Here is a 24937-nt window from a genome sequence, read left to right on the forward strand (position 1 = left end):
GTCGGACGGGCTTCTAGCGTCACGTCTGCCGAAGATACTAAGCGGTTGCTCACCCACCAGGACGAGGAGAACCAGCATGCCCAGCACTGAGCAGCGTGTCGCGGTCGTGACGGGCGCAGCCCGCGGGATCGGCGCGGCCACGGCCGTCCGGCTGGCCGAGGAGGGCCGCGCCGTCGCCGTGCTCGACCTCGACGAGGCCGCCTGTGCGGAGACGGTCGGCACGATCACCGCGGCGGGCGGCCGCGCGCTGGCCGTCGGCTGCGACGTCTCCGACGCCGAGCAGGTCGACGCGGCGGTCGCCAGGATCAGCGGCGAACTGGGCGCGCCGGTGATCCTCGTCAACAACGCCGGGGTCCTGCGCGACAACCTGCTGTTCAAGATGAGCGAGTCGGACTGGGACACCGTCATGAACGTGCACCTGCGCGGTGCCTTCCTGATGGCCCGGGCCTGCCAGAAGCACATGGTGGACGCGGGCTTCGGCCGGATCGTCAACCTCTCCTCCAGCTCGGCGCTCGGCAACCGCGGCCAGGCCAACTACTCCGCCGCCAAGGCCGGCCTGCAGGGGCTGACCAAGACGCTCGCCAAGGAGCTGGGCAAGTTCGGCGTCACGGCCAACGCCGTTGCCCCGGGCTTCATCGCGACCGACATGACGGCGGCGACCGCCTCCCGGGTGGGCATGGACTTCGAGGACTTCAAGGCCGCCGCGGCCACCCAGATCCCGGTCCAGCGCGTGGGCCGGCCCGAGGACGTCGCCGGAGCCGTCGCCTACTTCACCGGCGAGGACAACGGCTTCGTCTCCGGCCAGGTCCTGTACGTGGCCGGCGGGCCGCTCGACTGACCCGGCCGCCCATACGGACGAGAAAGGCAGAGGGACGATGACAGTGCAGGACAGTGGCCGGGTGGCCCTGGTGACCGGTGGCAGCCGCGGCATCGGCTACGGCATCGCGCAGGCGCTGGTCGCGCGCGGCGACCGGGTGTGCGTCACCGGGCGCAACGAGGGCCCGCTGAAGGAGGCCGTCGCCTCGCTGGGCGCCGACCGGGCCATGTACGTGGCCGGGAAGGCCCACGACGAGGCGCACCAGGCCGAGGCCGTGGAACGCGTGATGGCCGCCTGGGGCCGCGTCGACCACCTGGTCAACAACGCCGGGACCAACCCCGTCTTCGGTCCCATCGCCGAACTCGACCTGGGGGTCGTGCGCAAGGTCTTCGAGACGAACGTCGTCTCGGCGCTCGGCTTCGCCCAGCGCACCTGGGCCGCCTGGCAGCGCGACCACGGCGGGAGCGTCGTCAACATCGCCTCCGTCGCGGGACTCCAGGCGTCCCCGTTCGTCGGGGCGTACGGCGTCAGCAAGGCGGCGATGGTCAACCTCACCCAGCAGCTCGCACACGAGCTGTCGCCCGGCGTGCGGGTCAACGCCATCGCCCCGGCGGTGGTCAAGACGAAGTTCGCCACGGCCCTCTACGAAGGCCGTGAGGAGGAGGTGCTGGCCCGGTACCCGATGGGCCGCCTCGGCGTGCCCGAGGACATCGGTGGCGCGGCGGCGTTCCTCACCTCCGAGGACTCCGGCTGGATCACCGGCCAGACGCTCGTCGTCGACGGGGGCCTCTTCCTCAACGCGGGCGTCGCCTGACCCGCCGGCTGTGCTCCGTCCCGCCCGCCGGGCGTGACGGGCCACCCGTCCGGCGGCGGTCGCGGACCCCCGCTTCCGGGCGTCCGCGACCGCCCGGAAGCGGCCCGCGGCCCGCCGCCGTCCTTCCCGCCCCGTCACGTTCCCGGCCGGTTCCGTGACGACCGCCGGACGCGCGGCGAAGATGGTTGATCTGTCCATGCAGAACCGGCGGGGGCTGCGGTAGGGTCTGCGCTGTCACAGGCCCGCGGGTTCCCTCCACCGCACCGGTGCGCTCTGCGCGGGGCCGAGCCGGGCGCCCGCGCGCCGCTCGGTCCGTGAACACCTCCCACGCACGGCGTCCCGCGACGGCCCCGTTGAACGAGGAGCGTGCACGTGGTCAGCCGGATCAGCCCTCTCAGAACCATGGCGATGCTGTCCGTGACGGCCGTGCTCGCCGGCTGTACCGCGCTGCCGGGGGACGACGGGGACGAGGGCGGGACGATCGTCGTCGGCACCACCAGCGCGCCGACCATGCTCGACCCGGCCGGTGCCTGGGACGGCTCCTGGGAGCTGTACCGCAACGTCTACCAGACGCTGCTGCACTTCCCGAACTCCAGTGGCACCCCGGAGCCCGACGCGGCCCGCGCCTGCGAGTTCACCGACAACGCCAGCCAGGTGTACCGCTGCACGCTCAAGGACGGACTGACGTTCTCCGGCGGCAACCCGCTGGACGCGCGGGCCGTCAAGTACTCCATCGACCGGACGCTGAACATCGACGCGCCCTCCGGGCCCGCGCAGCTCCTCGCCTCGCTCGACCGCGTGGAGACCAGCGGCGCCGACACCGTCGTCTTCCACCTCAAGGAGTCCAACGCCACGTTCCCGCTCGTCCTCGCCACCCCCGCCGCCTCGCTGGTGGACCCCGAGACGTACCCGGCGGACCGGCTGCTGGAGGGCGCGGAGATATCCGGGTCCGGGCCGTACCGCCTCGCGGCGTACGCACCGGGCGAGTCGGCGGAGCTGGTGCGCAACGAGAGCTACCAGGGCGCGGCGCACCTGAAGAACGACGCGGTGACGATCCGCTACTTCAAGGACTCGGCGAGCATGGTGCGGGCGCTGGAGGACGAGGAGGTCGACCTCAGCTTCCGCGGCCTCACCCCCGAGCAGATCTCCGCCTTCCGGGGCGGGCAGGCGGGGAACGACAACCTCACCCTCCACGAGGCCGTCGGCACCGAGGTGCGCTACCTCGTCTTCAACCCCGCCCACCCCGGCGCCGACGAACCGGCCGTGCGACGGGCCGTCGCCCAGCTCATCGACCGCAAGGCGCTCGTGCGGGAGGTGTACCAGCGCACCGCCGAGCCGCTGTACTCCACGGTTCCCGGCGGCATCACCGGACACACCAGCGCGTACTTCGACGCGTACGGGGAGCCCAGTCAGAGCAAGGCCGAACAGCTACTCGCGGAGGCGGGCGTGAGCACCCCCGTGCCGCTGAAGCTCTGGTACACCACCGACCGCTACGGCACGAGCACCCGCGCCGAGTTCGAGGAGATCCAGCGCCAGCTCAACGACTCGGGCCTCTTCGAGGTGCAGATCGAGGGCCAGGAGTGGAAGACCTTCCACGAGGGCTACAGCACCGGCAAGTACGGCGCGTTCGGCCGCGGCTGGTTCCCCGACTTCCCCGACGCGGACAACTACATCGGTCCCTTCGTGGGCACCAGGAACTCGCTGGGCGTGCCCTACGAGAACCCCGAACTGACCGGCACCCTGCTGCCGCAGTCCCGCCGGCTCAGCGACCGCGCGGCCGCGGGGAACATGCTGAAGGAGGCCCAGCGCGTCATCGCCGAGGACGCGCGGCTGCTGCCGCTGTGGCAGGGCCGGGTCTACATCGCGGCGCACGAGGAGATCGCCGGGATCGAATGGACCATCGACGCGTCGACGATCATGCGGATGTGGGAACTGCACCGCAAGTCGAGCTGGTGAGACGGCTGTCAGTGGGCACCGGTACCTTCGACGGCGTCTGACGGGACCGTCAGCGCAGGCGAGCGCACCGGAGGGGTGACGACGTGAACGGCATGCTGCCCGCTTCCTGGCAGGACGTACTCGGCGCGGAGCTGGAGAAGCCCTACTTCAGGGAACTGACCGCCTTCGTCGAGGAGGAGCGGGCGCGCGGGCCCGTCTACCCGCCGCGCGACGAGGTGTTCGCGGCCCTGGAGGCCACACCGTACGACCGGGTCAGGGTCCTCGTGCTCGGCCAGGATCCGTACCACGGCGCCGGGCAGGGACACGGGCTGTGCTTCTCGGTGCGGCCGGGCGTGCGCGTCCCGCCCTCCCTGCGCAACATCTTCAAGGAGCTGAACGACGAGCTGGGCTGCCCGGTCCCGGACAACGGCTACCTGATGCCGTGGGCCGAGCAGGGCGTGCTGCTGCTGAACGCGGTGCTGACGGTCCGGGCGGGCGAGGCCAACTCGCACAAGAACAAGGGCTGGGAGCAGTTCACCGACGCCGTCATACAGGCGGTCGACGCCCGGCCGGACCCGGTGGTGTTCGTGCTGTGGGGGAACTACGCGCAGAAGAAGCTGCGGCTCATCGACACCGCGCGGCACGCCGTCGTCCACGGGGCGCACCCCTCGCCGCTGTCGGCGAAGAAGTTCTTCGGCTCCCGGCCCTTCACCCAGATCAACCGCGCCGTCGAAGCCCAGGGGCACCCGCCCGTCGACTGGTGCATTCCCGGCCTGGCGGACTGAACGCCTGCCCCGCATCACGGCGGCGGGCGGCTAGCGTCGGACGCGCGGCCGCCCCCGCGGCGCCCGCGCACGCCCGGCATCCCCACCGTCAGCCAGGAGGAGCACGTGACCGAGCAGCAGGAGTCGTCCGGGGAGGCGATGACGACGCGGATCGGTCAGGCCGTCATCCTCCTCCACGGCGGGGACCGGGAGGAGGCCCGCAACCGCCTCACGGACCTGTGGAGGGAGCTGGGCGAGGACGGTGACCTCTTCCACCGGCTGACCGTCGCCCACTACATGGCCGACACCCAGGAGGACGCGCACGACGAACTCGCGTGGGACCTGCGGGCGCTGGCGGCGGCCGACGCCCTGACCACGGACGAGGTCGCCCGGGAGGGCAACGCCCTCGCCGTGCGCGCCCTCTACCCGTCGCTCTACCTCAACCTGTCGGCGGCCTACCTGAAGGTCGCCGACACGGTGGCGGCCCGGCAGGAACTCGACCGGTGCCGGGCCTGCCTGGGGGAGCTGGACGACGACGCCTACGGGGCGGGCGTCCGCGCCGCGGCCGACCGCATGGAGCGGCGCCTGGCCGAGGCGTCCGGCCCGACGGCGCCGCGCGGTCCTCACCCGCCGTAGACGTCCCGGCACAGCCGGGCCAGCTCGCCGCCGGGGCTCCAGCCGCCGTACGCCTCACCCAGCTCGCAGGCGCCCCGGCCCCGGGCGGCCGTCGCCACCGGGTCCGGCAGCGGGACGGGCGGGGCCTGCTGCGGCAGGCGGCGCCCGGCGGGCGGCGGCTCGGGAGACGGGGACGGAGCAGGGCGCGGACCGGGCCCGCCGGCGGCCGGCGGGATACGGGGAGCCAGGGCCGCCGGCGGTTGCCTGCGCCGGGGCTCGGTGATCGTCTCCCGCGCGGCCGACGGGGTGAGCGCGGGAGGGCTCGCGGGGCGGACCGGCGCGGGTGTGGCCGCCGGCGGGTGGTCCCGCTCGGCGGCGGGCACCGAGACGCAGCCGGACGCTCCGGCGAGCGCGGCCGCGGCCAGCAGCAGGGTTCGGGTGGTGCGTCGCACCCGGCCACTGTGCCGCAGCGCGCGGCGGACGGTAACTCCCCGCAGGAGTGACGGCCGGACCGCGCCGCCGTCCGCGTATGCTGCCGGGGTCCCGCAGGGGCAGCCGTAGCGGACGAGGCGAGGAGCATGCAGTGAGGGTCGGCGTCATCGGTCTTGGGGACATCGCCCAGAAGGCCTACCTGCCCGTGATCGCCGCCCAGCCGGGTGTCGAGCCGCACCTGCACACCCGCACCCCGGCCACGCTCCAGCGCACCGGCGACACCTGGCGCGTGCCGCGGCAGCACCGCCACGCCGACCTGGACTCCCTGCTCGGCGCCGGGCTGGACGCCGCGTTCGTACACGCGCCGACCGAGGTCCACCCCGAGCTGGTCACCCGCCTGCTCCAGGCCAAGGTGCCCACGTACGTCGACAAGCCGCTGGCCTACGACCTCACGGACGCGCGGCGGCTCGTGGCCCTCGCGCGCGAGGGCGGCGTCAGTCTCGCCGTCGGCTTCAACCGGCGCCACGCCCCCGGCTACGTCCAGTGCCTGGACCACCCGCGCGACCTCGTCCTGCTGCAGAAGAACCGCGTCGGGCTGCCCGAGGAGCCGCGCCCGATGGTCTACGACGACTTCATCCACGTCGTCGACACGCTCCGCTTCCTCGCGCCCGAGCCGTATGACCGGGTCGATGTCCGGGCCCGGGTGCGCGACGGGCTGCTGCACCACGTCGTGCTCCAGCTCTCGGGCCCCTCCTGCACAGCGCTGGGGATCATGAACCGGCTCTCCGGATCGGCCGAGGAGATCCTGGAGGTCTCCGGCCAGGACAGCAAGCGCGAGGTGCGCAACCTGGCCGAGGTCGTCGACCACAAGGGCCAGCCCAGCGTGCGGCGCCGGGGCGACTGGGTGCCGGTGGCCCGCCAGCGCGGCATCGAGCAGGCGGCGCTCGCCTTCCTGGACGCCGTGCGCACCGGCCGCACGCTCGACGCCCGGGACGCGCTGCTGACCCACGAGCTGTGCGAACAGGTCGTCACCTCCGTGCTCGCGTCCGCCGCCTGACGGCCGCCGCCCGCGCGGCGGCCGTCAGGCGCCGTCAGTGACCCGCCTGGCTGCCCGCCAGGGGGTCGATGACGCCGACCTGGATGAGCACCAGCAGCACGATGCCCAGTGCCACCCGGTAGCCGACGAACGGCAGGAAGCTCCGGGTGGAGATGAACTTCATGAACCACGCGATCACCGCGTAGCCGACGAGGCCGCTGACCAGCGTGGCGAAGAGGGTCGGCAGCCAGGAGACGTGACTGCCGTCCTCGCCGATCTCGGTCAGCTCGTAGACGCCGGAGGCCAGCACGGCGGGGATGGCCAGCAGGAAGGAGTAGCGGGCCGCCGCCGCACGGTTGTAGCCGAGGAACAGCCCGCCCGTGATGGTGGAGCCCGAGCGGGACATGCCGGGGATGAGCGCCAGGGCCTGGCAGAAGCCGTAGAGGATGCCGTCGCGGACCGTCAGGTCCTCCAGCTCCTTGCCGTGCCGCGTGGCCCGGTGCCGTCCGCCGGTCTCCGCCCGCCGGGCGGCGTTGGCCGCCAGGCGGTCCGCCACCCCGAGCACGATGCCGAGCGCGATGAGGCTGAACGCGATGAGCCGCAGGTCCCTGAAGGGCCCGGCGATGTAGTCCTTGAGCGTCAGGCCCAGCACGGCGATCGGGATGGTGCCGACGATCACCAGCCAGCCCATCTTGGCGTCGAAGTCCCGGCGCGCCGCCTTGTCGACGAGCGAGCGTGACCAGGCGCTGAGGATGCGCGTGATGTCCTTGCGGAAGTAGATGAGGACGGCGACCTCGGTGCCGATCTGGACGACGGCCGTGAACGCGGCCCCCGGGTCCGGCCATCCGGCGGCGACCGCCGTGAGGCGCAGATGGGCGCTGGAGGAAATCGGCAGGAATTCGGTGAGCCCCTGGACGATCCCGAGGATGAGTGATTCGAACCAGGTCATGTCGGGATGCGCTCGTCCTTGTGGTCGGGTGGGCGGACAGGAAAGTGATGCTACGGCGTGCGCACAGCGCGGCGGACGTCAGCCCACCGCAGCGGCGGGCACGGGCGGCGCGGGTGCGCGCAGCCGGTGACGTCGGCGCCAGGCCAGCGCCACCGTGCCCACGCCGGTGACGGCGAGGAACGCGGAGGCCGCCAGGAAGGCCGGTGACGTCGGGTCGGCCGCCCGGCTGCCCGCCACCGCGTAGGCGGCGGTGTGCGGCAGCCCGCCGACGGCGGTGCCCGTGACGATGGCCGGCCAGCGCATCCGGGACACCGACGCCGCGTAGTTCGACGCCGCGAACGGCACCCCGGGCAGCAGCCGCAGGACCAGGACCGCGCGGAAGCCGTCCCGGCTCAGCAGCCGGTCGGCCGCCGCGAGCCGGCGGTTGCGCAGCAGGGGGCGCAGCGCCTCTCGCCCCAGCAGCCGGCCGAGCCCGAAGGAGAGCGCGGCGCCCAGCACCGTGCCCGCCAGGGCCGCCGCGGTCCCGGCCGCAGCACCGAACAGCAGGCCGGCGGCGAGGGTCAGGACCGGGCGCGGCACGAAGGCCGACGTGCACACGCCGTAGGCCGCGGCGAAGGCGGTCGCCGCCACCACGGTGGGCAGCCCGTCGGCCCACGGGCCGGTGAACAGCCGCTGCGGCTCGTACACCACCGCGGCCGCCGAGCCCGCCGCGACCAGCGCCAGCAGCAGTCCCAGCCGCAGCCACGGGCGGGCGGCGGCCAGGACGGAGCGGCGGACGGCCGGCGCTGCGGGCCGGGCCGGTGCGACCGGCGCGGCCGGTGCTGAGGAGGGCCGGACCGGAAGGGCGGACGGGGGAGGGGCGGGCACCGGGGGAGGGTAACCGACCAAGGTGAAGCGGCGGGGTCCGTACGGTGACGCGGGCCCCAACCGGGGGGTGCCGGGCGCCCCCCGCGGCCCCCGGTGGGCACGGGCCCGCACAATGGGACGGTGCACGAACCCCTGCCGGTGAGCCGCGCCGTCACCTTCGGCACCGCCCGGCTGCTGCCCGACGTGGACCGTCGGCGCGCCTGGCTGCTGACCGTCGACGGCGCGCCCCAGTCCTACGTCGACCTCGCCGAACCCACCCACCTGGAATTCGAGTACACCCGCCGCATCGCGCACGTCATCGACACCGCGCGGCCTCCCGGCCCGCTGGACGTGCTCCACCTCGGCGGCGGCGCGCTCACCCTGCCCCGGTACACCGCGGCGACCCGCCCCGGGTCGCGGCAGCACGTCGCGGAGCTGGACGCGGCCCTGCTCGCCCTGGTGGCGAAGGAACTGCCGATGCCCGAGGGCAGCGGCGTGACGGTGTCCGCGGGAGACGCCCGGGAGGCGCTGGAGGCGGCGGCGCCGGCCGGTGCCGACCTCGTCGTCGCCGACGTGTTCGGCGGCGCGCGGGTGCCCGCGCACCTGACCACCGTCGCCTGCGGCCGGGCCGCCGCCCGCGCCCTGCGGCCGCACGGCGTGTACGTGGTGAACCTGGCCGACGGGACGCCCTTCGGCTTCCTGCGCTCCCAGCTCGCCACGCTCGCCGCCGTCTTCCCCGAACTGTGCCTCCTCGCGGAACCCGCCGTGCTGCGCGGGCGCCGCTTCGGCAACGTGGTGGTGGCCGCCTCACGGGCGCCGCTGCCGACCGCGGAGCTGGCCCGCCGGGCCGCCGCCGACGCGTTCCCCGCCCGCGTCGTCCACGGGCGGGCCCTGCACCGGATGACCGGTGACGCGCAGCCGGTTCAGGACGCGTCGGCCGTGCCGTCGCCGGAGCCGCCCGCGGGGGCCTTCAGCATCGGCTGAGCCGGGTCCGGCGCCACGGCGGCGTCCGCCACCGGCGCCGCCGGCGCCCCCTCCCGGCGCCGCAGCCGGCGCACCTCCGGCACGCACAGCACGGCGGCCGTGAGGACGACGATCAGGGCCGAGCAGCCCCACAGGGCGGTGTCCCGGCCGACGGCGCCGGCGACCGGCCCGGCCAGCGCCGTGGCGAAGGGGACCAGGGCCAGCGAACCCAGCCAGTCGTAGGAGGCCACCCGGGAGAACTTCTCCTCCGGGATCTCCTGGTGCAGCGCCAGCATCCACGTCACGGCGAAGACCTCCACCGCCAGCCCGCTGCCGAACATCACCGCCGTCAGCACCGGCGCTTCCACAGCGGCGGCCAGGGCGGCCGACGGCAGGGCGAGCGGGAAGACGCACAGCACCCCGGTCAGCAGGATGCGCCGCGGCTTCCAGCGCGTCATGACCAGCGCGCCGAGCACCGTGCCCGCGCCGAAGGCGGCCAGGGCCAGCCCCCAGGGCCGGGCGCCGCCCAGGTGCTCCTCGGCCACCAGCGGCCCGTACACCGCCTCGGCCGCCGCGACCACGGAGTTGACGACGGCGAACTGGAGCACCACGGCCCACAGCCAGCGCCGTCCGGCCACCTCCCGCCAGCCCTCGCGCAGATCGCGCAGCAGCCCGGCGGTGGCCTCGCGCACCGGTATCCCACTCACGTCCAGGAAGGCCCGCAGCGCTCCGGCCAGCGCGAAGGCGGCGGCGTCGGCGGCGAGCACCCAGCCGGGCCCGACGGCGGCGACCAGCGCGCCGCCGAGGGCGGCCCCGCCGATCCCGGCGCCGTTCATGCCCATGCGGAACACCGCGAAGGCCCGGCTCGCCTGCTCGCCGGTCACCGAGGCCAGCACCATGCCCTCGGCCGCGGGGGCGAAGAACGCCTGCCCGGTCCCGCCGAGCGCCGCGAGCACCGCCATCTGCCACAGCTGGGCCTGCCCGGTCAGGACGAGGACGGCGAAGAGGGCCTGCGAGACGCAGTTGAGCACGTTGGCCGCCACCATGACGCGGTGGCGGGGGAAGCGGTCGGCGACGGCGCCGCCGACCAGCAGGAAGGCGACGAGCGGGACGGTGCGCGCCGCGGCGACCAGGCCCACGTCGGTGGCGCTGCCGCCGGCCTCCAGCACGGCGAACGCCGACGCGATCAGCGCACCGGAGCCGCCCAGTCCGGTGATGACGGCGGCGGCGGTGAGCAGGACGTAGTTGCGGCCCGCCCAGGCGGGGCGGCGCGGCCCGGTCCCGCTCGCGGTGGGCCGCGCCGCCGGTGTCATTCCTCTTCGCCGTAGGGGCGCAGGCTCTTCATCATCGTGTCGATGGTCTTCTGGTCCACCTCGTCGGGGACGCCGGCGTCACTGATGAGGACCCACAGCCGCAGGTCGCGGGAGGCGTCGAGCCAGGAGACGGCCACCGCCTTGCCGTCGGCGACGCACTTGTTCGCCTTCTCCACCCCGGTCATCGCGGCGGTGGCGACGTGCCCCTTGATGCCGTGGTCGCTGGTGAACGGCTCGGCCTCCGTCCACGTGAGCTTGTCCCTGTCCTCGTCGTGACGGTAGAAGACGAAGTTCTGGGCCGCGCTGAGCGCCGCCTCGCTGGTGTTCTTGGCGCCCTGCGCCCCCTTGGTGCCGACGGTCGCCCGCGAGTACGTACCGCCGTCGGAGTCCTCGCACCAGCCTTCCTCAAGGAAGGCCGGGGCGCTCATGGCCACCTGGGGCGTGGCGAACATGGCGTCCTCGTCCTGTTTCTCGCCCCACCCGACGATGGTGTCCTGGCTGGCCAGCTCCCAGCCCTTCGGCACGTCGAAGGCGCTGTGGTGCTTGGGATTGACCACGACCTGCCAGCCGTCCACCACCGGTTCCGGGCCGGGCTCGTCCTCGCCGCTGCCGCGCGGGCTGTCCGGGTCCCGGTGACCGCCGGGCTCCTCCGAGGGGTCGGCCGCGGCCTCCTTCGGGTCCTGCGGCGCGGAGGCGCTGGCGCTGGGGGCGCCCCCGCCGGCCGGGGACGCCCCGTCCGGGTCGTCACCGAGCAGCACCACACCGGTCACGACGGCCGCGGCGACGACGGCGACGGACACCGCGATGGCGATGACGGTGTTGCGCCTGGCGTTCTTCCGCCCGCCGCCGGGCGGGCCCGGCGCGCCGGGGGCGCCCCACGGGCCGGGCCCCGGCTGCGGGTGCCCCTGCTGCCCCGGCTGCTGGTACGGGTTGGGCTGCTGGAACCCCGGCTGCTGGTAGCCGGGAGGCTGCTGCCCCGGCTGCTGGTAGGGGTTCGGCTGCTGGTATCCCGGCTGCTGGTACGGGTTCGGGTCCTGCGGATTCTGGCCGCCCCCGGGCTGCTGCTGTCCTGGCCACATAAGCCCGCACTCTACGAGCGGTCCGGGGGCCGGGCCACGGCCGCCCCCGTTTTGATACGCGGCAGCGACAACCGGCCGCCGCGCGGAGGACCGGGAGCCGCAAGCTACCGACTGGTAATGTGCGGCCATGTCAGCGAACCAGCCGTCGATCGGCGAGATGATGGCGGCCACCGTGCCGATGGCCCGCACCCTGCGCCTGGAGTTCGGCGAGACCACGCCCGGACACGCCGTGGTCCGGCTGCCCGACCAGAGCGAGTACCACAACCACGTCGGAGGCCCGCACGCCGGCGCGATGTTCACCCTCGCGGAGTCCGCCAGCGGCGCCGTCGTCCTGGCCGCCTTCGGCGACCAGCTCTCCCGCGCTGTGCCGCTCGCCGTCCGCGCCGAGATCGGCTACCGCAAACTCGCCATGGGGGCGGTGACCGCCACCGCGCGGCTCGGGCGCCCGGCCGCGGACGTCATCGCGCAGCTCGACGCCGGGGAGCGCCCCGAGTTCCCGGTCGAGGTCACCATCACCCGACAGGACGGCGCCGTCACCGGCGAGATGACGATCACGTGGACCCTGCGCCCGAAGGACTGACCACGGCGGCGGACTACCGGACCGTTCGCTACGGTGCCGGTGGACGCGGCTCCCGACACAGGTGAGGAGATGCCATGACCGAGGCGTTGATCGAGTGCGTGGGCGGCAGGGAACCCGACGTCGCCGGACAGGCGTACACCGCGCCGACATCCGTCGTGGTGGGGGACGTGCGGATCGCACCCGGCGCCAGTGTCTGGTACCACGCGGTGCTGCGCGGCGACATGGGCACCATCACGGTGGGGCCGGACAGCAACGTGCAGGACAACTGCACGGTGCACGTGGACCCCGGCTTCGACGTCCTGATCGGCGCCCGGGTGTCGGTCGGGCACAACACCGTGCTGCACGGCTGCACCGTCGGCGACGACGTGCTCGTGGGCATGGGCGCCACCGTGCTCAACGGCGCCGTGATCGGCGCGGGTTCGCTGGTGGCCGCGCAGGCCCTCGTGCCGCAGGGCATGACGGTGCCGCCCGGCTCGCTGGTCGCCGGCGTCCCGGCCCGCGTGAAGCGGCAGCTGACCGACGAGGAACGCGAGCACATCCGGCTCAACGCGGCCGCCTACAAAGAGCTGGCGAAGACGCACCGCGCCGCCGCGGACGGCCGGGAAGCGGGCTGAGATGCTCCGTCAGGCCGCCGGCGTCCTGCTCTCGAAGGCGGTCCACCGCACCTGGCGCCGCGTCCAGCAGGCCGGTGCCGTCACGGCCGGACGGCCCGGCCCCTACACGTTCCGCCGCATCGGCACCGGCACCCGGCTGGCGTTCCCGCAGGGCACCGTCTTCGGCACGCCCTGGATCGAACTGGGCGACCACTGCGTCATCGGCGCCGACGTCACCCTGACGGCGGGCATGATGCCGGGCCTCGACCTCGGCGCCGACACCGTGCTGCGGCTGGGCGACGGCGTGGTCCTGGGCCGCGGCAGCCACGTCATCGCGGACACCACCGTGACCGTGGGCGACGACGTGTTCTTCGGCCCCTACTGCTACGTCACCTCCACCAACCACTCCTACGACGACCCGCACCAGCCCGTCGGCAAGCAGTGGCCGCGCTCGGCGCCGGTGGAGATCGGCTCCGGAAGCTGGCTGGGGCACGGCGCGGTGGTCCTCCCCGGCGCCCGGCTCGGCCGCAACGTGGTCGTGGCCGCCGGTTCGGTGGTGCGCGGGGAGGTGCCCGACCACGCCGTCGTCGCAGGCGCTCCCGCCCGCGTCGTGCGGCGCTGGGACGCGACGGCGGGCTGGCAGCCCCCGCTGCGCACCCCGCCGCCCGTCCCCGTCCCCGAAGGCGTCACCGCGCAGCAGCTCCTGGCGCTGTCCGCCCTCACCGAGACCGGTGACGGAGGAGCGCCCCAGCCGGAGCCCGGGGAGCGGGACGGCGGGCGGTGAGCGGGCGGACGCCGCTCACAGCAGGGGGATCTCGATCGCCGGGCAGCGGTCCATGACCATCTCCACCCCGGCGGCCCTCGTGCGCGCGTAGGCCGCCTCGTCCACCACACCGAGCTGGAACCACACGGCCTTCGCGCCCACCGCCACAGCCTCGTCCGCCACGGCCCCGGCCAGGCCCGAGTTGACGAACACGTCGACCACGTCCACGGGGAACGGGATGTCCGCCAGCGAGGCGTAACCGTGCTCTCCGTGCACCGTCTCGGCCTTGGGGTGGACGGGCACCACACGCTTGCCGAACCGCTGCAGCACCCCGGCGACGCCGTAGGCCGCCCGTGCCGTGTTGTTCGACAGCCCCACCACCGCCCAGGTGTCGCCCGTCCCGGTCAGAATCCGTCGTACGGCGCTCTCGTCCGCCCGCAGTGCGTCATCCATGCCCGCGACAACCGGTGTGCCCGCCACCGCATTCCCCGCTTAGGGTGGCGGGATGCGGGAGCGGTACGTGACGGTGGCGGCGGCGGGTGTGCACGAGAGCGAGGTCAGCCGGTCGCGGTTCCTGTGCGCGCTGGCCCCCGCGGCCGACGAGGCGGCGGCGCAGGCGGTGCTCGCCCGTGTCCGCGCCGGGCACCCGGCCGCCTCCCACCACTGCTACGCGTACGTCATCGGCGCCGACGCCGACGTGCAGAAGTCCTCCGACGACGGGGAGCCCGGCGGCACCGCGGGGCAGCCCATGCTCCAGATGCTGCTGCGCCGGGACGTCCGGTACGCCGTCGCCGTCGTCACCCGCTACTTCGGCGGCACGAAACTGGGCGCCGGCGGGCTGATCCGCGCCTACGGCGGCGCCGTCGGGGCCGCGCTGGACGCCGTCGGCACCGTCACCCGGCAGCGGTTGCGGCTCGCCACGCTCACCGTCGGGCACGACCGCGCGGGACGGCTGGGACACGACCTGCGGGCCACGGGACGCGACGTGCGCGCGGTCCGGTACGGGGCGGAGGTGGCCTTCGACCTCGGCCTGCCCACCGCCGACGTGGCGGACTTCCGCGCGTGGGTGGCCGACGCCACGGCGGGCACCGCCCGGCTGGAACTGCACGGCGACGGCTACGGCCCCGCCCCCTCCTGACCGCCCTTGCCAGACGGCCGCGCCGCGGCACGTGCGTAGGCTGGGGGCCATGACCGAAGCCACAGACACCCTGCGCCGGCTGGGCGAGGGGAAGTACCTCCTGGTCACCACCTTCCGACGGAGCGGGAAGCCGGTGCCGACCCCGGTGTGGGCGGCACGGGACGGGGACGCGCTGACGGTGTGGACGGGGGCCGGGTCGGGGAAGGTCAAGCGCATCCGCAACCGCGCCGACGTCCTGCTCGCCCCCTGCGACGTCCGGGGCCGGGCCACGGGCGACGCGGTGCCGGGGCGCGCGAAGATCCTGGACGCCGGGGGCACGCGGCGCTGCCGCACGCTGATCGCCCGCAAGTACGGCCTCATCGGACGGCTCACGCTCGCGGGAAGCAGGCTGCGCCGCGGCGCCGACGGCACCGTCGGACTGCGCATCACCCTCACCGATGCCTGAGCCGCTCCGCCCCCGGAACCCGCCACTGGGCCCGCGCGAAGGCGCCCTTCGCACGGGGCAGCCCGCGGGCCGCGCCCGGCCAGCGGTTAGGGTCGGGCCGGGCGAGGTCCCGCGCCGTCGGGCCCCGGGTGAACCGGGCGCCTGACGCGGGACGGGGAAGGGGAGACATGCAGGTTGGGGTGGCGCGTTGAGGTTCCTGCACACGTCCGACTGGCACCTGGGCCGCGGACTGCACCGCGTGAGCCTCCTCGCGGCGCAGGAGGCGTTCGTCGACCACCTGGTGCGCACCGTGCGGAGCGAGCGCGTGGAGGCGGTGCTCGTGGCCGGTGACGTCTACGACCGCGCCGTGCCCCCGCTCCCCGCCGTCGAACTGTTCGACGAGGCCCTGCACCGGCTCGCCGCCCTCGGCGTGCCCACGGTCATGATCTCGGGAAACCACGACTCGCCCCGCCGGCTGGGCGTCGGCTCCCGGCTGCTGCACCGCGCCGGCGTCCACCTGCGCACCGACCCGGCGGGCTGCGGCACACCGGTGCTGCTCGCCGACGCCCACGGGCCCGTCGCCTGCTACGGGCTGCCCTACCTGGAACCGGCGCTCGTCAGGGACGAGCTGGGCGCCGCGCGCACCGCGCACGCCGACGTGCTGGGCGCCGCGATGGGACGGGTCCGCGCCGACCTGGCCGCCCGGCCCGCCGCCACCCGTTCCGTCGTCCTGGCCCACGCCTTCGTGACCGGCGGGCGGCCCTGCGACAGCGAGCGGGACATCACCGTCGGCGGCGCCGCGGCCGTCCCCGCGAGCGTCTTCGACGGCGTCGACTATGTGGCGCTCGGCCACCTGCACGGCTGCCAGCGCATCACCGGCCGGGTGCGCTACTCCGGCTCGCCGCTGGCCTACTCCTTCTCCGAGGCGGCACACCGCAAGTCGATGTGGCTGGTCGACCTCGACGCCGGCGGCGGCGTGCACGCCGAACGCCTCGACTGCCCGGTGCCGCGCCCCCTGGCCCGTCTGCGCGGCCGGCTGGCGGACCTGCTGGAGGACCCGGCCCTGGAGGCGCACACCGGCTCCTGGGTGGAGGCGACCCTCACCGACGCGGCCCGTCCCGCGGACCCGATGGCCCGGCTCGCCGCCCGTTTCCCGCATGCCCTCAGCCTCCTCTTCGACCCCGAGGAGCGGCCCGGCGGGCCCGGCCGCTCCTATGCCGAGCGGCTGCGCGGGCGCACCGACCGGGAGATCGCCGAGGACTTCGTCACCCACGTGCGCGCCGGGCGCGGCCCGGACGAGGACGAGCGGCACGTCCTGCGGGACGCGTTCGACAGCGTCCGCGTCACCGGCGCCCGTACCGAGGGGGCCGCGTGAGACTGCACCGGCTCACCGTCACCGCGTTCGGCCCCTTCGCCGCCTCCCAGCACGTCGACTTCGACGCCCTCAGCTCCGCCGGACTGTTCCTGCTGCACGGCGCCACCGGCGCGGGCAAGACCTCCGTGCTGGACGCCGTCTGCTACGCCCTCTACGACGGGGTGCCCGGTGCCCGGCAGAGCCAGGGCCGCGGCGGGCTGCGCAGCACCCACGCCGCCGCGGGCACCCGCACCGAGGTCGTCCTCGAACTCACTGTCGGCGGACGCCGTCTCGAAGTCACCCGCAGGCCCGAGCACGTGCGGCCCAAGCGGCGCGGCCAGGGCACGACCACGGACAAGGCCCAGTCGCTCCTGCGCGAGTACGACGCGGCCACCGGCCGGTGGCGGGCGCTCAGCCGTTCCCAGCAGGAGATCGGGCAGGAACTCGGCGAGCTGCTCGGCATGAGCCGCGAGCAGTTCTGCCAGGTCGTGCTGCTCCCGCAGGGAGAGTTCGCCCGCTTCCTGCGCGCCGGGGCCGAGGAGCGTGCCCACCTGCTCGGGCGCCTCTTCGACACCGGACGCTTCCGGGCCGTCGAGCAGCACCTCGCCGACCGCCGCGCCACCGCCCAGCAGCGGCTGCGCGAGTCCGACGAGACGCTGCTGGCCCTGGCCCACCGCATGCGGCAGGCCGCCGGGGACGACGCCCCCCCCGGTGCGGCGCCGGGCGACGGGTCGCCGGGCGACCCGGGGCTGCCCGACGCCGTCCTGGCCTGGGCGGCACAGGCCCGCAGCACCGCCAGGGAACGGGCCACGACCGCCGCGCTGGCCGTGCGCGCCGCCGAGGACGCCCACCGGGCCGCCGAGCGGCGGCTGGCGGCCGAGCAGGAGCGGGCCGCGCTCCAGCAGCGCCACGACGAGGCCCGGCAGCGGGCGCGGGCGCTCACCGCGCGGGCGGCCGAGCGCGCCGAGGTCCGCGAACGGCTCGACCGGGCCCGCGCGGCCGGCGCCGTGGCACCCGCGCTGGACCTGCGGGCGACCGCGGAGGCCGAGCAGCGCCGGGCCGCGACCGCCGAACAGGCCGCCCGCGCGGCACTGCCCGACGACCTCGCCCGCGCCTCGCCCGGCCACCTCACCGAGCGGGAACACGCGGTGCGGCAGCGGCGCGGAGCGCTGGACGCCGCCCGCCGGGCCGAGGAGCGTGCCACGGCCCTCGCCCGCGAACTGGCCGCCATGGAACGCGACACGGCGGCCGACGAGGACGTGCTGCGGGAGGCGGAGGAGTGGCTGGAGCGCTGGCCCGCGCGCCGCGCCGGGCACCGGCGCCGCGTCGAGGACGCCCAGGGGGCCGCCACCCGTGCCGAGCAGCTCGCCGGACGGCTGGCCCCCGCCCAGGGCCGGCTCGCCGCCGCCCGGGAACGGGAGCGGCTGGCCGCACGGCGCACGGAACTGGCGGCGGCGCTCACCGGGGCCAGGGAACGTGCGGCGGCGGCCCGCACGGACTGGCTCGACGTGCGGGAGCGGCGCCTGGCGGGCATCGCCGCCGAACTCGCCGCCGTCCTGGAACCGGGCCGTCCCTGCGCTGTCTGCGGATCACCGGAGCACCCGCGCAAGGCCCCCCTGACCGCCGGGCACGTGGACGGCGCCGCCGAGGAGGCCGCGCTGAGCGCCCACCAGGACGCCGAGACCGCCCGCGAGCAGGCCGAGCGCGCCCTGCAACGGGTGGAGGAGGCGGCCGCGGCCGCCGCGAAGGAGGCGGGCACGGCGAGTGTGGCCGACTGCGCGGCGGACGTCGAGGACCTGGAGAAGGCCCTCGACGGCGCTCGCAGGGAAGCCGCCACCGCCCACGCGGCACGGGAGGCCCTGGACCAGGCCGAGCGGGAGCACGGCCGGCGCCTGGACGCCCAGCGCGAGGCGGGGCGGCGCGCGGCCGCCCGCGTCTCCCGGCGTGAGGCGCTGCGCCACGAACAGGCCGCACGGCTGGCGGAGGTCGCCGAGGCCAGGGGCGGGGCGGCGAGCGTCGCCGAGCGTGCCGCCGCGCTGGACGGGCTGGCCGCCGCGCTCAGGAGCGCGGCCGAGAGCGCCGGGCGGGCGGAGGCCGCCGCCCGCCACCTCAAGCAGGCCGACGACCACCTCGCCGACGCCGCCTGGCGGGCGGGGTTCCCCACCCCGCGCGAGGCCGCCGAGGCGCTCCTGGACGACGGCCGCGTCCGTGAGCTGCAACGCCGGCTGGACGACTGGCAGGTGGAGGAGGCCGCCGTCGCCGCCGAGCTGGCGGACGCCCGGGTGCGGGACGCGGCCGAGGAGCCGCCCGCCGACGTGGACGGTGCGCGGCAGGCCGCGGCGGCGGCCACCGCGCGGCGCCGGGCCGCCGACGCCGCCGACGCCGCCGCCCGCACCATGTGCGCCGAGCTGGACCGGCTCTCCGTCCGGGCCGCCGAGGCCGCCCGCGCCTCCGCTCCCCGCCGCGCGGAGCACGACCGCGTCAGCCGCCTCGCGTCCCTCACCGCCGGAACCTCGGCGGAGAACGAGCGGAAGATGCGCCTGGAGTCGTACGTGCTGGCCGCGCGGCTGGAACAGGTCGCCGCCGCGGCCGGCGCCCGCCTCCAGCGGATGTCCACCGGCCGCTACACCCTCGTCCACTCCGACGACCGGGCGGGCCGCGGTGCCCGCTCCGGCCTCGGGCTGCACGTCGTCGACGCCTGGACGGGCCGGGAACGGGACACCGCGACCCTCTCGGGCGGCGAGACCTTCTTCGCCTCGCTCGCCCTCGCCCTCGGCCTCGCCGACGTGGTGGGCGACGAGGCGGGCGGCACGCGGCTGGACACCCTGTTCATCGACGAGGGTTTCGGCAGCCTGGACGAGCAGACCCTCGACGAGGTGCTGGAGGTGCTCGACTCGCTGCGGGAGCGGGACCGCTGCGTGGGAATCGTCAGCCACGTGGCGGACCTGCGGCAGCGGGTGCCCGTCCAGCTGGAGGTGGTCAAGCACCGCACCGGCTCGCTGCTGCGCCACCACACCGGCGCCGTCCCGGCCGCCGGCTGACGCCCCGGAGCGGCGCCCGTTACAGGGCGGCCAGTTCGGCGGCCAGGTCGTCCAGGCCGAGGGAGCCCTGGGAGAGCGCCGCCATGTGCCAGGCCCTGGCGTCGAACGCCGCCCCCCGCGCCGCGCGGGCGGCCTCCCGGCCGCGCAGCCAGACCCGCTCGCCCAGCTTGTAGCCGATCGCCTGCCCCGGCATGCCCAGGTAGCGGACCAGCTCGCTGTCCACGAAGTCGGCGGGGCGCCCGCTGTGCCGCCCGAAGAACTCCTGGGCGAGCGCCGGGGTCCAGCGCTCCTCGGGGTGGAACGGCGAGTCGGCGGGGATGGGCAGCTCCAGGTGCATGCCGATGTCCACGATGACGCGGGTGGAGCGCATCATCTGGGCGTCCAGGTACCCCAGGCGCCGCTCGGGTCCGGTCAGGAAGCCCAGCTCGTCCATCAGGCGCTCCGCGTACAGCGCCCAGCCCTCCGCGTTCGCGCTCACCATGCCGACCGACGTCTGGTAGCGGGAGAGGTCATCGGCGACGTGCACCCACTGCGCGAGCTGGAGGTGGTGGCCCGGCACCCCCTCGTGGTACCAGGTGGTGACCAGGTCGTAGACGGGGAACCGGGTCTCGCCCATGGTCGGCAGCCAGGTCCGCCCCGGCCGGGAGAAGTCGAGCGAGGGCGCGGTGTAGTACGGAGCGGCGGCACCCCCCGGCGGGGCGATCATCGACTCCACCCGCCGGACCCGTTCGGCCAGGTCGAAGTGCGTGCCGTCCAGGGCCGCGATGGCCTCGTCCATCAGGGACTGGAGCCACACGCGCACCTCCTCGGTGCCCTCGACCGCCTCGCCGTGGGTGTCCAGGTGGCGCAGCACGTCCCAGGGAGTGGCCGCGTCCGGCAGGATCTTCGCCGCCTCCGTCCGCATCTCCGCGTGGATGCGGTGGTACTCGGCCCAGCCGTAGGCGTACGCCTCCTCCAGGTCCGGGTCGGTGCCGTTCCAGTAGCGCGCCCAGCCGGCGTAGCGCTCCCGCCCCACGATGTCCGGCGTCCCCTCGACGGCCGGCGCGTACACCTCGCGCAGCCAGCGGCGCAGCCCGTCCACCGCCTCCGTCGCCACCGCCGCGGCGGCGTCCAGCTCCGTGCGCAGCGCCGCCGGCCCCCCGGCGGCGAAGGCGGCGAACCAGCTTCCGGGGCCCGTCGCGCCCGTCCACTCCGCGAGCTGCCCGATCACCGTGGCCACCTGGCGCGGCCCGGCCGGCAGCCGCTTGTCCAGGCCCGCCGCCAGCGACGCCCGGTAGCCCTCCAGCGCGGCCGGGACCGCCCGCAGCCGCCGGGCGACGGCGGCCCAGTCGTCCTCGGTGGCGGTGGGCGTGATGGTGAAGGCCGACCGCACCGCGTGGACGGGGGAGCGCAGGTTGCTCACCGCCCGCAGGCCCTCCCCGGCGTCGTGGACGTGCAGGTGCGCGGTCAGCCGCTCCCGCAGCAGCCGGGCGCAGCGCCGCTCGGACGGAACGTCGGCGCCGGGCAGCGACTCGGCACCGGACAGCCGGGCGAGGGTCGCGCGCTGGAGCGCCGCCACGGCTTCCTGCCCGTCGGGCGAGAAGTCGGGCAGCCGGTCGTGGCTCCCGGGGACGCCCAGATAGGTGCCTGCGATGGGATCGAGTGCGACGAGGGCGTCGACGTAGGCGTCGGCGATCTGGCGGGGGAGCGAAGCCGCTCGCGTGGTCTCGGACATGCGTGCCATCCTGCAACGCAAGACCCCCGGCCGTCACCGGCGCCCCGCCCGCCCGGTGCGTGGCCCCGCGCGGGGCGGGCCTACTGCCCGGGCGGGCCTTCGGGCGCCGGGGCCTCGGGAGGCAGGAGCGGGCCGCAGGACCACTGCTGGAAGATCAGCCGCGTCTCCACCCGCGCCACCTCCCTGCGGGAGGTGAACTCGTCCAGGACCAGCCGTTGCAGGTCGGCCGTGCCGGTCACGGCCACATGCACCAGGTAGTCGTCCGGGCCGGTCAGGTGGAACAGCGCCCGGGACTCCGGCAGGGTCCTGATCCGTTCGACGAAGGGACCGATCAGCTCCCGCCGGTGCGGCCGCACCTGTACCGACAGCAGCGCCTCCAGGGAGCGGCCGAGCTTGGCCGGATCCAGCCGCAGCGCGTGACCGAGGATGAGCCCGCCCCGGCGCAGCCGCGCCACCCGGTCCAGGCACGTGGACGGGGCGAGCCCCACCGCGGCGGCGAGGTCGCGGTACGTCGCCCGGGCGTCGTTCTGGAGGAGCCGCAGAATCTCCAGATCGACCGGATCGAGACGGACGGAATCGGCCATGGGCCGAACGTAGCACGGGGTTTTCCCGCTACGGCCCGGTAGCTGTTCAGCATGCGGATATGGAGACCACACGTCACGCGACGGGATCGCCCGCCCACGAGGACCCGGCCGCCGCCCCGGGCGCGCTGGCCACCCACGCCGTGCACGCCGGGCGCGAGGACCTCGCGGCCCTGGGCCTGCACGCCGCCCCGCTGGACCTGTCCACGACCTATCCCAGCCACGACAGCCGCGCGGAGGCCGCCCGGCTGGACGACTTCGCCGCAACCGGCGCCCAGCTGGAGGGGCCACCCGTCTACGCGCGGCTGGACAACCCGACCGTCGCCCGCTTCGAGCGTGCGCTGGCCCGGCTGGAGGGGACCGGGGCCGCCGTCGCCTTCGCCAGCGGCATGGCGGCGCTGACCGCCGTCCTGCTGGCCAGGGGGGCGGGCGGGCTGCGGCACGTGGTGGGGGTCCGCCCGCTGTACGGCTGCAGCGACCACCTGCTCGGCAGCGGACTGCTGGGCACCGAGGTGACCTGGACGAACGCCGCGGGCATCGCCGGCGCCGTCCGTCCCGACACCGGACTGGTCATGGTGGAGACCCCGGCCAACCCCACGCTCGCCGAAGTGGACCTGGCGGCCGTCGCCCGGGCCTGCGGCGAGGTGCCGCTGCTGGTGGACAACACCTTCGCCACGCCCGTGCTCCAGCGCCCGGCCGCCCACGGCGCGCGCCTGGTGCTGCACAGTGCCACCAAGTACCTGGGCGGGCACGGCGACGTGCTGGGCGGCGTCGTCGCCTGCGACGAGGATTTCGCGCGCGAACTGCGCCGCGTCCGCTTCGCCACCGGCGGGGTGCTGCACCCGCTGGCCGGCTACCTGCTGCTGCGGGGGCTGTCCACGCTGCCGGTGCGGATGCGCGCCCAGTCGGCGACCGCGGCCGAACTGGCCCGGCGGCTGGCCGCCGACCCGCGCGTGGAGCGGGTGCACTACCCGCGGCTGGGCGGCGCGATGGTCTCCTTCGAGGTGAGCGGCGACCCGCACGAGGTGATCGCCGGGGTGCGCCTGATCACCCCGGCGGTCAGCCTCGGCAGCGTCGACACCCTCATCCAGCATCCGGGCTCGATCAGCCACCGGATCGTCCACGAGGAGGACCGGCGCACCGGCGGCATCAGCGAACGGCTGCTGCGGATGTCGGTCGGCCTGGAGGACGTGGAGGACCTGTGGCGCGACCTCGACGCGGCCCTCGGTACCCTCAGTGCCCGTCGGCGGGAGCAGCGGCAGCCGCAGCGGCAAGCGGCGCGCTGAGCACCATGGTGCCCTCCTCGATCTGGTAGTCGAGCGGCAGGCCGAGGCCGCGCATGGTGGCGACCATGCCCGTGTTGACGGCCCGGGTGACGGCGTAGACGCTCTCGCACCGGGCCTCCACCGCCAGCGCCACCAGCCGCCGCAGCAGCTCGGCGCCGATGCCGCGGCGCTGCCACTCGTCCTCCACGAGGAGGGCCACCTCCGTCTCCTCGCCGTCCCACAGCAGGTGGCCCAGGGCCACGAGCCGGCCGGAGGCCGTCTCCACCGCGAGCGTGCGCCCGAAGCGCGGGGACAGCAGGTGCGACAGGTAGCGGTCGGCGTCCTGGACGGGGCCGTGGTAGCGCAGCGTGAGCGTGCGCTCCGAGCAGCGCAGGTGCATCGCCCGCGCGGCCTCCAGATCCTCAGGGCCGGCGCGGCGGACCGTGATGGCGTCGCCCTCCGGGAGCGTCAGCACGTCCCGGCGGGCCGGCATCCGCGGGCCCAGGCGCGCGTCCAGCTCCACCAGGGCGCGGGCGCGGGCGAACTCCGTCGGGGTGAACGGCAGGTGCGGACGCTGCACGACGAGCGTCCCGCCCGCCGGGTCCGGCAGCCGCAGCACCGTCTCCTCCAGCACGCCCTCCGGCCCGGCCGGCTCGTCCCGCGTCCCGCTCGCCGGGGCGGCGGGGACCGAACGGATCGTGCAGCGGCCCAGCAGCTCGCGCAGGGCCAGCGGGAGTTCGGCCGTGTCGAGCGCGGTCCGGGTGGCGAGGGACAGGATGCGGGCGGGCGCGTCCACCAGGTCGTGCGCGTCGGCCCGCTCCAGCCAGGTGTTCGTGCCGCCGCCCTGCGCGGCGAGCGCGGTGAGCCGCCGCGGCTCCAGCTCCAGCGGGGCCCGCAGCAGGAACTCGTCCACCGTGGCGCCGCCCAGCGGGTGCGTCTGGAGCGCGAGGATGTCCACGCGCCGGACCGCCAGCGCGGTGCACAGGGCGGCCAGCGCGCCCGGCTCGTCGCGCACGGTGGTGCGCATCCGCCACAGCACCGTGTCCGTGGTCCCCTCCTGACCCGTCCGGGGCCCGGGTGCCGTGGCGGGGCCCGTATCGGGCGGCGGTCCGTGGCGCCGACGCTGGGTCCACCAGGCGTTGACCCCGGCGGTGGTCAGCAGGACGGCGGCCGAACCGAGGAGCAGGACCGGCCCCTGGGGGCTGTTCACGGTGGTTTTGGCGAGGGTGTCGGCCACGGTGACGGCGGTGAACACGGCCGCCAGTTCGACGAGGTCGCGGCGCCAGTGGTGGCGGCGCAGCGCGCCCTTGCGGAGGGCGCCCGGCCGCCTTCCGGCGGCGGATGCGGTGGCATCGGTGCAGTCAGGCATACGGACACCCTCCGGTACGGGTGTTGCCTGGTCACGAACGCTCTGTGACCGATGAGTTAAGGGTGCTTCTGACGGTTTGGAAGCCTTTTCAGCCATGTGAGCCATTCCAGCGTTGACGCTTCGACTGCCGCCCGCCTCTGCGGGGGCGGTGCGACCGCTTCGGCGGGGTGCCTGCACCAACGCCCACCCACGCTGCATGGTTCCCTGCGGGCACAGTGCGACCACCCTTCCGCGCGGCAGCGGGCCCGCCTCCGGCACCTGGCGTGCGCAGCCGGGAAGCGCGGCCCGTTGCCGAATCGTAATGCGCCGCGTGAAGACGGGGAACACGGCCGTCGGCCATCCGGTACCGGCGGCCGATACCGGCCGTCCGCCGCTCCCGCAGCCCGGGGCGGAACCCCGCGCGGCCCCGCCGGCCGCCGGTACCGGAGGTGGACCCCCAGGTCGGCCGCGCGTCGGCGGCCGCCGTTCCGCGACGGCCGGTTCACCCGTCCGGCCCGGCGGCGGATCACCCCCGGGGGCACCCGTTGCGCCGGGCGGCGGGCGCCGGAGCCC

The 24937-nt window shown here is 75.4% G+C and carries 24 protein-coding genes; 15 read left to right on the forward strand and 9 right to left on the reverse strand.

Translation table 11 applies throughout. The annotated features are described in order from the left end of the window. Positions 1-76: 76 nt before the first annotated feature. The 5 genes from fabG (at position 77) to V1J52_RS21350 (ending at position 4966) form a co-directional block, all read left to right on the forward strand. Positions 77-838, forward strand: a complete 762-nt coding sequence (gene fabG / locus V1J52_RS21330) for a 3-oxoacyl-ACP reductase FabG (RefSeq protein ID WP_330141552.1) — start codon at positions 77-79, stop codon at positions 836-838. Between the two features lie 37 nt (positions 839-875). Continuing rightward, on the forward strand, positions 876-1631 hold the full coding sequence (locus V1J52_RS21335; protein ID WP_330141553.1) for an SDR family oxidoreductase: 756 nt from the start codon (positions 876-878) through the stop codon (positions 1629-1631). Positions 1632-2033: 402 nt separating this feature from the next. After that, positions 2034-3587: an ABC transporter substrate-binding protein gene (locus V1J52_RS21340; protein ID WP_330141554.1), complete on the forward strand. Its 1554-nt coding sequence runs from the start codon at positions 2034-2036 to the stop codon at positions 3585-3587. A 92-nt stretch (positions 3588-3679) separates the two neighbouring features. Then, complete coding sequence (locus V1J52_RS21345; protein WP_330141708.1) at positions 3680-4351, forward strand: uracil-DNA glycosylase; 672 nt, start codon at positions 3680-3682, stop codon at positions 4349-4351. 105 nt (positions 4352-4456) lie between these two features. Continuing rightward, on the forward strand, positions 4457-4966 hold the full coding sequence (locus V1J52_RS21350) for a hypothetical protein (protein WP_330141555.1): 510 nt from the start codon (positions 4457-4459) through the stop codon (positions 4964-4966). On the opposite strand, the gene V1J52_RS21355 is transcribed toward V1J52_RS21350, so the two are convergent. Beyond that, positions 4954-5397: a hypothetical protein gene (locus tag V1J52_RS21355; protein ID WP_330141556.1), complete on the reverse strand. Its 444-nt coding sequence runs from the start codon at positions 5395-5397 to the stop codon at positions 4954-4956. The genes V1J52_RS21350 and V1J52_RS21355 overlap by 13 nt on opposite strands. A gap of 131 nt (positions 5398-5528) precedes the next feature. On the opposite strand from V1J52_RS21355, the gene V1J52_RS21360 reads away from it, so the two are divergent. Beyond that, positions 5529-6434, forward strand: coding sequence for a Gfo/Idh/MocA family protein (locus tag V1J52_RS21360; protein ID WP_330141557.1), 906 nt, complete (start codon positions 5529-5531; stop codon positions 6432-6434). A gap of 34 nt (positions 6435-6468) precedes the next feature. Here the strand turns inward: V1J52_RS21360 and V1J52_RS21365 are convergent, their stop codons facing one another. After that, on the reverse strand, positions 6469-7362 hold the full coding sequence (locus V1J52_RS21365) for an undecaprenyl-diphosphate phosphatase (RefSeq protein ID WP_330141558.1): 894 nt from the start codon (positions 7360-7362) through the stop codon (positions 6469-6471). A 78-nt stretch (positions 7363-7440) separates the two neighbouring features. Continuing rightward, positions 7441-8229, reverse strand: a complete 789-nt coding sequence (locus V1J52_RS21370) for a TVP38/TMEM64 family protein (protein ID WP_330141559.1) — start codon at positions 8227-8229, stop codon at positions 7441-7443. A 120-nt stretch (positions 8230-8349) separates the two neighbouring features. Between V1J52_RS21370 and V1J52_RS21375 the strand changes: the two genes are divergently transcribed. Continuing rightward, positions 8350-9192: a spermidine synthase gene (locus V1J52_RS21375; protein ID WP_330141560.1), complete on the forward strand. Its 843-nt coding sequence runs from the start codon at positions 8350-8352 to the stop codon at positions 9190-9192. Here the strand turns inward: V1J52_RS21375 and V1J52_RS21380 are convergent. Both V1J52_RS21380 and V1J52_RS21385 read right to left on the reverse strand, forming a co-directional pair. Further along, positions 9132-10484 (reverse strand): MFS transporter, encoded by a 1353-nt coding sequence (locus tag V1J52_RS21380; protein ID WP_330141561.1) that lies wholly within the window; start codon positions 10482-10484, stop codon positions 9132-9134. The genes V1J52_RS21375 and V1J52_RS21380 overlap by 61 nt on opposite strands. Continuing rightward, positions 10481-11563, reverse strand: a complete 1083-nt coding sequence (locus tag V1J52_RS21385) for a DUF8017 domain-containing protein (protein WP_330141563.1) — start codon at positions 11561-11563, stop codon at positions 10481-10483. Before V1J52_RS21385 ends, V1J52_RS21380 begins: the two co-directional genes overlap by 4 nt. A 127-nt stretch (positions 11564-11690) precedes the next feature. Between V1J52_RS21385 and V1J52_RS21390 the strand changes: the two genes are divergently transcribed. The 3 genes from V1J52_RS21390 to V1J52_RS21400 all read left to right on the forward strand — a co-directional run bounded on the left by V1J52_RS21390 (position 11691) and on the right by V1J52_RS21400 (position 13520). Further along, entirely contained in the window at positions 11691-12143 is a 453-nt protein-coding gene (locus V1J52_RS21390; RefSeq protein ID WP_330141564.1) for a DUF4442 domain-containing protein, read from the forward strand. A gap of 74 nt (positions 12144-12217) precedes the next feature. Further along, on the forward strand, positions 12218-12757 hold the full coding sequence (locus tag V1J52_RS21395) for a gamma carbonic anhydrase family protein (RefSeq protein WP_330141565.1): 540 nt from the start codon (positions 12218-12220) through the stop codon (positions 12755-12757). 1 nt (position 12758) lies between these two features. Beyond that, on the forward strand, positions 12759-13520 hold the full coding sequence (locus V1J52_RS21400) for an acyltransferase (RefSeq protein WP_330141566.1): 762 nt from the start codon (positions 12759-12761) through the stop codon (positions 13518-13520). A 15-nt stretch (positions 13521-13535) separates the two neighbouring features. Here the strand turns inward: V1J52_RS21400 and V1J52_RS21405 are convergent, their stop codons facing one another. Continuing rightward, positions 13536-13952, reverse strand: coding sequence for a CoA-binding protein (locus V1J52_RS21405; protein WP_330141567.1), 417 nt, complete (start codon positions 13950-13952; stop codon positions 13536-13538). 52 nt (positions 13953-14004) lie between these two features. On the opposite strand from V1J52_RS21405, the gene V1J52_RS21410 reads away from it, so the two are divergent. The 4 genes from V1J52_RS21410 to V1J52_RS21425 all read left to right on the forward strand — a co-directional run bounded on the left by V1J52_RS21410 (position 14005) and on the right by V1J52_RS21425 (position 19456). Continuing rightward, on the forward strand, positions 14005-14637 hold the full coding sequence (locus tag V1J52_RS21410; protein WP_330141568.1) for a YigZ family protein: 633 nt from the start codon (positions 14005-14007) through the stop codon (positions 14635-14637). 49 nt (positions 14638-14686) lie between these two features. Further along, on the forward strand, positions 14687-15082 hold the full coding sequence (locus tag V1J52_RS21415) for a PPOX class F420-dependent oxidoreductase (RefSeq protein ID WP_330141569.1): 396 nt from the start codon (positions 14687-14689) through the stop codon (positions 15080-15082). A gap of 187 nt (positions 15083-15269) precedes the next feature. Further along, the gene (locus tag V1J52_RS21420; RefSeq protein WP_330141570.1) at positions 15270-16436 is read left to right on the forward strand and encodes an exonuclease SbcCD subunit D; all 1167 of its coding nucleotides are present in this window, start codon (positions 15270-15272) and stop codon (positions 16434-16436) included. Further along, positions 16433-19456 carry an AAA family ATPase gene (locus V1J52_RS21425; RefSeq protein WP_330141571.1) on the forward strand — a complete coding sequence of 1008 codons (3024 nt, stop codon included), beginning with the start codon at positions 16433-16435 and terminating at the stop codon, positions 19454-19456. Before V1J52_RS21420 ends, V1J52_RS21425 begins: the two co-directional genes overlap by 4 nt. Before the next feature lie 19 nt (positions 19457-19475). Here the strand turns inward: V1J52_RS21425 and V1J52_RS21430 are convergent, their stop codons facing one another. Together V1J52_RS21430 and V1J52_RS21435 are read right to left on the reverse strand one after the other, a co-directional pair. After that, the gene (locus tag V1J52_RS21430) at positions 19476-21170 is read right to left on the reverse strand and encodes a DUF885 domain-containing protein (RefSeq protein ID WP_330141572.1); all 1695 of its coding nucleotides are present in this window, start codon (positions 21168-21170) and stop codon (positions 19476-19478) included. Between the two features lie 80 nt (positions 21171-21250). Then, the gene (locus V1J52_RS21435) at positions 21251-21754 is read right to left on the reverse strand and encodes an Lrp/AsnC family transcriptional regulator (protein WP_330141573.1); all 504 of its coding nucleotides are present in this window, start codon (positions 21752-21754) and stop codon (positions 21251-21253) included. Positions 21755-21813: 59 nt separating this feature from the next. Between V1J52_RS21435 and V1J52_RS21440 the strand changes: the two genes are divergently transcribed. Beyond that, positions 21814-23037 (forward strand): trans-sulfuration enzyme family protein, encoded by a 1224-nt coding sequence (locus V1J52_RS21440; RefSeq protein ID WP_330141574.1) that lies wholly within the window; start codon positions 21814-21816, stop codon positions 23035-23037. On the opposite strand, the gene V1J52_RS21445 is transcribed toward V1J52_RS21440, so the two are convergent. After that, entirely contained in the window at positions 22985-24385 is a 1401-nt protein-coding gene (locus V1J52_RS21445; RefSeq protein WP_330141575.1) for a GNAT family N-acetyltransferase, read from the reverse strand. The genes V1J52_RS21440 and V1J52_RS21445 overlap by 53 nt on opposite strands. Positions 24386-24937 lie beyond the last annotated feature (552 nt).

Origin of the sequence: Streptomyces solitudinis (assembly GCF_036323765.1) — a bacterium.
In the GTDB taxonomy this organism is placed as follows: Bacteria; Actinomycetota; Actinomycetes; order Streptomycetales; family Streptomycetaceae; genus Streptomyces.

What these genes read in the sequence shown, in the direction of transcription:
- fabG (WP_330141552.1), top strand. Translation starts at nt 77, where the DNA reads ATGCCCAGCACTGAGCAGCGTGTCGCGGTCGTGACGGGCGCAGCCCGC.
- V1J52_RS21335 (WP_330141553.1), top strand. Translation starts at nt 876, where the DNA reads ATGACAGTGCAGGACAGTGGCCGGGTGGCCCTGGTGACCGGTGGCAGC.
- V1J52_RS21340 (WP_330141554.1), top strand. Translation starts at nt 2,034, where the DNA reads ATGGCGATGCTGTCCGTGACGGCCGTGCTCGCCGGCTGTACCGCGCTG.
- V1J52_RS21345 (WP_330141708.1), top strand. Translation starts at nt 3,680, where the DNA reads ATGCTGCCCGCTTCCTGGCAGGACGTACTCGGCGCGGAGCTGGAGAAG.
- V1J52_RS21365 (WP_330141558.1), bottom strand. Translation starts at nt 7,362, where the DNA reads ATGACCTGGTTCGAATCACTCATCCTCGGGATCGTCCAGGGGCTCACC.
- V1J52_RS21380 (WP_330141561.1), bottom strand. Translation starts at nt 10,484, where the DNA reads ATGACACCGGCGGCGCGGCCCACCGCGAGCGGGACCGGGCCGCGCCGC.
- V1J52_RS21385 (WP_330141563.1), bottom strand. Translation starts at nt 11,563, where the DNA reads ATGTGGCCAGGACAGCAGCAGCCCGGGGGCGGCCAGAATCCGCAGGAC.
- V1J52_RS21390 (WP_330141564.1), top strand. Translation starts at nt 11,691, where the DNA reads ATGTCAGCGAACCAGCCGTCGATCGGCGAGATGATGGCGGCCACCGTG.
- V1J52_RS21395 (WP_330141565.1), top strand. Translation starts at nt 12,218, where the DNA reads ATGACCGAGGCGTTGATCGAGTGCGTGGGCGGCAGGGAACCCGACGTC.
- V1J52_RS21400 (WP_330141566.1), top strand. Translation starts at nt 12,759, where the DNA reads ATGCTCCGTCAGGCCGCCGGCGTCCTGCTCTCGAAGGCGGTCCACCGC.
- V1J52_RS21405 (WP_330141567.1), bottom strand. Translation starts at nt 13,952, where the DNA reads ATGGATGACGCACTGCGGGCGGACGAGAGCGCCGTACGACGGATTCTG.
- V1J52_RS21410 (WP_330141568.1), top strand. Translation starts at nt 14,005, where the DNA reads ATGCGGGAGCGGTACGTGACGGTGGCGGCGGCGGGTGTGCACGAGAGC.
- V1J52_RS21415 (WP_330141569.1), top strand. Translation starts at nt 14,687, where the DNA reads ATGACCGAAGCCACAGACACCCTGCGCCGGCTGGGCGAGGGGAAGTAC.
- V1J52_RS21430 (WP_330141572.1), bottom strand. Translation starts at nt 21,170, where the DNA reads ATGTCCGAGACCACGCGAGCGGCTTCGCTCCCCCGCCAGATCGCCGAC.
- V1J52_RS21435 (WP_330141573.1), bottom strand. Translation starts at nt 21,754, where the DNA reads ATGGCCGATTCCGTCCGTCTCGATCCGGTCGATCTGGAGATTCTGCGG.
- V1J52_RS21440 (WP_330141574.1), top strand. Translation starts at nt 21,814, where the DNA reads ATGGAGACCACACGTCACGCGACGGGATCGCCCGCCCACGAGGACCCG.
- V1J52_RS21445 (WP_330141575.1), bottom strand. Translation starts at nt 24,385, where the DNA reads ATGCCTGACTGCACCGATGCCACCGCATCCGCCGCCGGAAGGCGGCCG.